Genomic DNA, 6,869 nt, shown 5'->3' with positions numbered 1-6,869 from the left:
GTTCTCGTCCCTTCTTTGATCTTCTCAAAGGCATGAGGGACTTCGCGCCCACTAACGTGTCCGCCGTCCTGCACCTGCCCGTTCAGCAGGCTTGGACCGTCTCATTGCAAAAGGCATCACCGGTGCCTTTTGCAGACATTCGACGCCCTTTCGGGTTCTCGTCCCTCATGCTATTACGGCATAAAAAAATACACCCCAAAAGGAGTGTATTTTTTTATGGTGAGGCATGAGGGACTCGAACCCCCAACCGACAGATTCGAAGTCTGCGACTCTATCCGTTGAGCTAATGCCCCATCTCAAGTGGCACGTTATCTATTTTACTGCTATTTTAAGCAAATGTCAAATGGCAATTGCTTATTCTTTTAAAATATCTCCAAAACCTTCACCTTTTCCCCAGACCATATCTACATGGATCACAGTGACAAAGGCATCTTTGTCGGTTTTGGCTACAAATTGCTTAATCAGCATGCTTTCTCTGGGTGAGCAAATGGTTACGATTTTTTCTCTGGAAATTTTTGTATATTCCCCTGTTACCCTGACATTTGTGACACCCCTGGAAATGTCATTAATGATGAAATCTGCCACCGCATCATGCTTTGTGGTAATAATTTCAAGCTGGACTGCCTTTGTATCAAAGCCGTACATGACAAAATCAACGGTTTTTGAGAAAATGATCTGAGTTACCAGCGCATACAAAGCGATGTTCCGTCCGAAGAGAAAGCCTGATCCTATGATAACAGTGGCATCGATGACCAGAAGTATTTTGCTCAGGCCAACATGAGGCATCAACTTCTTCTGTATAATTTTCGCAATGGTATCTGTGCCCCCAAAGGAATACCCCCTTGTGAATATAAAACCGCAGCAGATCCCTGAAAATACACCGCAATAAATTGCTGCCAGGATGATATCCTTTTCTTCCAGCAGCGTAAAATTCAGCTGTTCAAATAAAAACAAAAATGCAGGAAAAGTAATCGTCAGAAGCAGAATCTTTCGTGCTTCCTTCAAGCCCAGCATCACAGCACAAAAAATCAGGATTGCTAAAGATGCAGCATAATACAGTATGGAAAAGTCGACGGACACAAAATTCTGAACAATCCTGATCATGCCGGTTATACCGCCACCGGTCAATCCGTTCGGAATCAGGATTCCGATAGTAGAAAATGCTCCCAAACTGCAGCCAATCAAAATAAAAATAAGGTCTATCCCAAATTTTTTCATTTTTGTTTTATCCAATTTTCTAATCATAGTTCCCCCTCTAGATCTATTACAGTAAAGCTCCGGTTACCGAATACATCAATTACCATAATGCCTATCTTGTGAAATTCTGCTGCCGTCCGCCGACAGGTAAACGGAATGGCAGGGCCGTTTTTGCAAAAAAACAAATCCGGTATATATTCTATGCCGTCATAATCAAAATCAATACTCCAATAATCCACCAACTGTAAAGAGTCGTTTTTTATAATGTTCCGAACGATAGGTATGTACTTTTCATCAACGGGAACCTCGGCTAAAGAATCAGGCTTGTAGGACTTGACTTCCACCGTAAGTTCCAGTTTATCGGATATGTCCGAAGGCTCTGTTTTTGCCTCTACTTGAAGGACCCCCTGCCCATTCCGGCTCTTTTCATCAACAAGGAGAAGGTACCCGTTTCTCGATCCCTGAACTAGCCGTTTATGGGCATTTGCCACAGCCAGCTTGCCGATATCACAAGATATCCATCTTCGTTTCATCTTATCCGCCGCAGCGGCCAATGTGCCGGAACCCCCGAAAAAGTCAGCGCAGAGATCCCCTTCTTTCGTACAGCTTTCCAAAATTCGTTCGATCAGTTGTTCCGGCTTTTGGGTAGCATATCCGGTTCTTTCTGCCGAAGTTCTTCCTACCATATTGATCTGCCAGACATCCTTCATATTCACCATGGTATACCAGCCTGTCTCGTCCTTGTATTCCTTTACCCCTTTAAAACGATAAGGTTTGAAATCTCTGTTATAGGACTTTTCCTGCTGGGCCTGGAAATAATATTTGGGTGACTTGGCATAAAACAATAGATTGTCATGTTTTCTGGCAAAATAATTTTTGCTGACACCTCCGGATTTATAGGTCCAAATGATCTCATTGATAAAGTTCTTCTCGCCAAAGATCTCATCCAATATGACTTTCACATAATGAACGCTGTGCCAGTCCAGATGAACCCAGAGACAGCCCTCTTCAGCAAGCAGATCTTTAATCAGAAAAAAACGTACCGTAAGCATTCTCAAATATTCTTCCATGCCGTCTTCCCACAAATCATGATAGGCTTTCTGCTTGATGGCAGGAATTTTTTTTATCTTCTCCGAGGATAGCTTGACTTCTGTTCCGTAGTTTGCTTTCGAAAAGAAAGGAGGATCGATATATACCAAATTGATTTTGCCGGACAGCTGTTGTTTCTCCATTAAATATTTCATAAAGAGAGCATTATCGCCGTGGGCCAGGAGGTTCGCTCCGTCTCTTACTTTTTCAGAGACGAAAAATGAGCCAGATTGTAATGACTGGTACTCTATCCTGCTATCCTCTATTATTTTAGCTAGCTTTGCAATAAAACTCATGTGTGCTTATCCTTTTTCGCGGGAGAGCTCTTCTTCTCTATCGTCTTACGGAGTCCGGGTTTCCCAGGGTTTCGCTGAACCCCTGTGTCTTTCGAATTTCCCTGATTCCTCGTATTCTTTGAATTCCTTGAATTTCCAGAATTCGTCTGATTTCCGAGGCTGCCCGGTTTCCCTAGCAGCGCAGGAATCAAATCCTGGCGGTTTGCCTTTTCCAAAGCTTTCTTTACCATATCCCGGTTTTCGGGCTTATGAAAATGCATCAATGCACGCTGCATTTTTTTCTCCTCAGGATCCTTTGCCACATAAACCTTTTCTCCGGTAAACGGATCCATTTCCGTATAATACATACAGGTGGAAAGAGTTCCCGGAGTCGGATAAAAGTCCTGAACCTGATCCGGCACAAAGCCGCTTTTCTTAAGAAATACAGCAAGCTCAACTGCATCCCCAAGGGTAGATCCCGGATGAGAGGAAATAAAATAAGGGATCAGATATTGCTTTAAACCAAGCTTTTCATTGATTTCTTTATACTTTTTACTAAATGCCAGAAAAACCTCCCTGGAAGGCTTTCTCATCTTCTCAAGAACCCTGTTGGATACATGCTCCGGTGCTACCTTCAACGTACCGCTGACATGGTATTTGCATAGCTCTTCCAGAAACTGGCCGGAAGCGTCTGCCATGACAAAGTCGTAACGGATTCCTGACCGGATAAATACCTTTTTCACCTTGTCAAGGCTCCTTACCGCTCTTAAAATGTCCAGATATTCCTGATGATCGATTTCAAGCTGTCCGCAAGGCGATGGATACAGGCAATCCTTATTTTTGCAAACCCCTGCCTTTAACTGTTTTTTACAGGCCGGCCTTCTAAAGTTTGCCGTAGGTCCTCCCACATCATGGATATAGCCCTTAAAATCCTTTTCCTGGGTCATTCGTTCCGCTTCCTTAAGAATGGATTCTTTGCTTCTTCCCCTGACTTCACGGCCCTGATGGTAGGTTAGAGCACAAAAACCACAGCCGCCGAAACAGCCTCGATTGGAAATAATGCTGAACTTAACCTCTTCAATGGCAGGAACGCCTCCCATGCCTTCATACATAGGGTGATAGGTTCTCTCATAGGGAAGCTCATAGATATCATCCAACTCCTGAGTAGTCAGGGGTTCCTGGGGTGGATTCTGAATCACATAGAGCGTTTCTTCATATTTCTCAACGAGCCTTTTACCGCTGATAGCATCGTTGTTCTGGTATTGCAGCAGAAAGCTTTCTGCGTATTTTTTCTTGGCACGGGATTCCTCCCTGCTGCTTGGATCTCCTTTTGTGAGCTCCTGATAGGCCGGAAGCAAGATGGTATGACCATCATCCAGAAAATCTTCTTCAAAAGCTTCCTGGCGAACCCCTTCCTTTCGCTTTGAACGAACGGACTTATATACAGTACCCTTGATCCAGCAGATATCCTTGGCCTCTATACCGGAATCCAATGCTTCCGCAATTTCCACCACAGCTTTTTCGCCCATACCGTAAATCAAAAGATCCGCCTTGGAATCCAGCAGGATGGAACGCCTTACTTTATCCTCCCAATAATCATAATGGGCAAATCGTCTTAAGCTGGCTTCCAATCCTCCGATAATAATCGGGACATCCCGATAAGCTTCCCTTGCTCTGCTGCTATAAACAATCACCGCGCGGTCAGGTCTGTTGCCGGTTTTGCCTCCGGGTGAATAACTGTCGGTCTTTCTTCTGTGCTTAAAGACAGAGTAATGGTTTACCATGGAATCTACATTGCCGGAATTGATCAGAAACCCCAATCTTGGCTTCCCCAGGCTCTTAAAGTCTTCCGTGTTTCTCCAATTTGGCTGAGCCAAAACCGCCACCTTATAACCATGACTTTCGAGAACTCTGCTGATGATGCCATGGCCAAAGGAAGGATGGTCAACATAAGCATCTCCTGTGATCAGCACAAAATCGGGCTGCTGCCATCCTCTCTCCTCTATTTCTTTTTTTGTTACCGGTAAAAATGGCATATAGCCTCCTGCTTCATTACACTGTCTTAATTTTATAAATCTTTATTGTTTATTTTCTATAAGTTGTAAATTTCTATACCAAACTATCTGCTTCCTTTATCATAGGGAACGCCCACTGCTTTCGGTGCCTGAGATTTCTTTGAGCTGAAAGCCAGTACGATAAGCGTTGCAATAAAGGGGACCATCTTATATACGTCGCTTGGAATGGCAGCTGTGGATAGAATGGGTATGACCGAATATGCCGAAGCAATCGTCTTCATAAACCCGAAGAAAAATGCTGCAAACAACACCCGTAAGGGCTTCCACTGACCGAAAATCATTACAGCCAGGGCCAGAAAACCATAACCGGAAACCGTGGCATTAAAATTGGTGGAAGTAGGTACAACGAATACCAGACCTCCGAGCCCTGCCAGCCCGCCGGAAATGATAACACCGGCATAACGCATTCTATATACATTGATCCCTACAGAATCCGCAGCGTGAGGGTGTTCTCCGCAGGCTCTCAGTCGCAGTCCGAATTTCGTTTTGTATAGGATAATTACGGACAGTACCAGGATGGCAAACCCTATGTAGGTCGTAATATATGCATTTCTGAAGAATAAGCCCCCTAAAACCGGTATATCTCCAAGGAAAGGAACGGAACCGATTCGGAAGGTATTGTTGAAGTTGATCTGCTGTACGCCGTTTGTCTGTATCATTCTTGCAATAAATATGGCAAAGGCCGGGGCAAACATATTCAATGCGGTACCGCTGATGATCTGATCGGCCTTCAGGTTTACGGCAGCATAAGCATGAAACAGTGAGAATACCATACCTGTAACCACAGAAATCAGAATGGCAATAATGAGCAGCGTCTGTCCGCTCATGGTATCCTGCATCTGGTTGATAAAAAAGATGCTGGTAAAGGCGCCCATGATCATCATTCCATCGAGTGCAATATTCGTAACACCGCTCCGTTCTGTAAATAAACCACCCAAAGCAACGATGAGCAAAGGAATGGAAAAGAACATCGTCTGTTGAAATACCAGAAAAACAAGACTCATAGCAGCTCACTCCCTTCTTCCTTTACTTCGGTTTGAGCAGTTGCCTCAGTATCTGCCGCTGTTACGATATCCACAGTTGCTTCGGCTTCTGCGACGGTTTGGGCTTCTGCCGGCACTGCCTCATCGGTCCTCGCTTTTTCCCTGCGGGATTTTAAAATCCTCGAAATCAGATTTCGGATAATCAGGGAGAAGGCGCTGAAATAAATGATGCACGCAATAATGATATCAATAACTTCCGGAACAAAATTCAATCGCTGCAGATAGTTTCCGCCCTGTGTAATATAGGATATAAAAATGGCAGAGAAAATAATGCCAAGGGGATTGGACAGCCCCAGTAAAGCAGCCGGAATTCCGTTGAATCCTTCTACAGCGAGAACGTCTACCACTTTGATACGTCTTCCGTTCGCACCGGACAAATACAGCAATCCGCCGCCCAGCCCTGCAAGCATGCCTGCAATCACCATAGACAGTACTACATTACGCTTTTCGTTGATTCCTGCATATTTGCTGGCATTCTGGTTATATCCGCAGGCTTTTAATTCATAGCCAAAGGTCGTTTTATTCAATACGATATAAATGACGACGGCAATCAACAGCGCAATCCAGATTCCGCAGTTTACCGTGGACATATCCTTGGTGTTTCCCAGATGATTATAAAATACATAATCTAGTCCTCCTTTGGGAAGAACAGCAGAATCGGCTACGTTCATGGATAGCGCTTTCTTGGAATCATAGACGGTGACTTTTACCATATGATTGGCGAGGTACATGCCGATATAATTCATCATGATCGTGGCGATTACCTCGTGAACATTCATGTATGCTTTTAAAAGTCCCGGAATCAGCGCCCAGAGTCCGCCTATGACTGCCGCACCGAGGAGAGCTGCGATCCAATGCCAGGGAGCCGGTAAAAAGGTCCATTTGACCCCAATATATACTGCAGCAAAGGCTCCCATAATAAACTGACCCGGTGCCCCAATGTTAAACAGTCCTGTTTTAAAAGCAAAGCCTACGGAAAGGCCTGTCAGGATTAAGGGCGTGGCAAAATACAGCACCTGACCCATTCCCTTTGCTCCGGTACTGAAGCCTCCCTTTAAGATGATGATAAACCCGTCAACAGCCTGAGCGGGGTTACTGATTAATAATATGATAAATCCAAAAACCAGTCCAATCAAAATGGAAAAGACAGATGCGGAAGCATGATTAAAGCCATCACTCATAATAAGATT

At 44.4% G+C, this 6,869-nt stretch carries 6 protein-coding genes and 1 tRNA gene; 1 reads left to right on the top strand and 6 read right to left on the bottom strand.

Annotation, left to right across the window (positions count from 1 at the left end):
• A partial coding sequence (locus KCX82_RS14150) for a hypothetical protein (protein WP_227019131.1) occupies window positions 1-230 on the top strand: 230 nt, incomplete at its 5' end.
• Here KCX82_RS14150 and KCX82_RS14145 read toward each other — a convergent pair.
• From KCX82_RS14145 to KCX82_RS14120, 6 genes are all read right to left on the bottom strand, one after another.
• Window positions 218-293, bottom strand: a tRNA-Arg gene (locus tag KCX82_RS14145). The two genes, KCX82_RS14150 and KCX82_RS14145, sit on opposite strands and share 13 nt — an antisense overlap.
• Window positions 294-354: 61 nt before the next feature.
• A complete protein-coding gene (locus tag KCX82_RS14140) occupies window positions 355-1,245 on the bottom strand; it encodes a YitT family protein (RefSeq protein ID WP_227019130.1) in 891 nt (296 codons plus the stop codon).
• Entirely contained in the window at window positions 1,242-2,582 is a 1,341-nt protein-coding gene (locus tag KCX82_RS14135; RefSeq protein ID WP_227019129.1) for a DNA methyltransferase, read from the bottom strand. The genes KCX82_RS14140 and KCX82_RS14135 overlap by 4 nt, the downstream gene beginning before the upstream one ends.
• A complete protein-coding gene (locus KCX82_RS14130; RefSeq protein ID WP_227019128.1) occupies window positions 2,579-4,597 on the bottom strand; it encodes a YgiQ family radical SAM protein in 2,019 nt (672 codons plus the stop codon). Before KCX82_RS14130 ends, KCX82_RS14135 begins: the two co-directional genes overlap by 4 nt.
• Before the next feature lie 83 nt (window positions 4,598-4,680).
• Entirely contained in the window at window positions 4,681-5,640 is a 960-nt protein-coding gene (locus tag KCX82_RS14125) for an ABC transporter permease (protein WP_227019127.1), read from the bottom strand.
• On the bottom strand, window positions 5,637-6,860 hold the full coding sequence (locus KCX82_RS14120) for an ABC transporter permease (RefSeq protein WP_227019126.1): 1,224 nt from the start codon (window positions 6,858-6,860) through the stop codon (window positions 5,637-5,639). Before KCX82_RS14120 ends, KCX82_RS14125 begins: the two co-directional genes overlap by 4 nt.
• Window positions 6,861-6,869 lie beyond the last annotated feature (9 nt).

It is taken from the genome of Sinanaerobacter chloroacetimidivorans (genome assembly GCF_018128545.1).
In the GTDB taxonomy this organism is placed as follows: Bacteria; Bacillota; Clostridia; order Peptostreptococcales; family Anaerovoracaceae; genus Sinanaerobacter; species Sinanaerobacter chloroacetimidivorans.
This window is presented reverse-complemented; position numbering and strand designations above follow the sequence as displayed.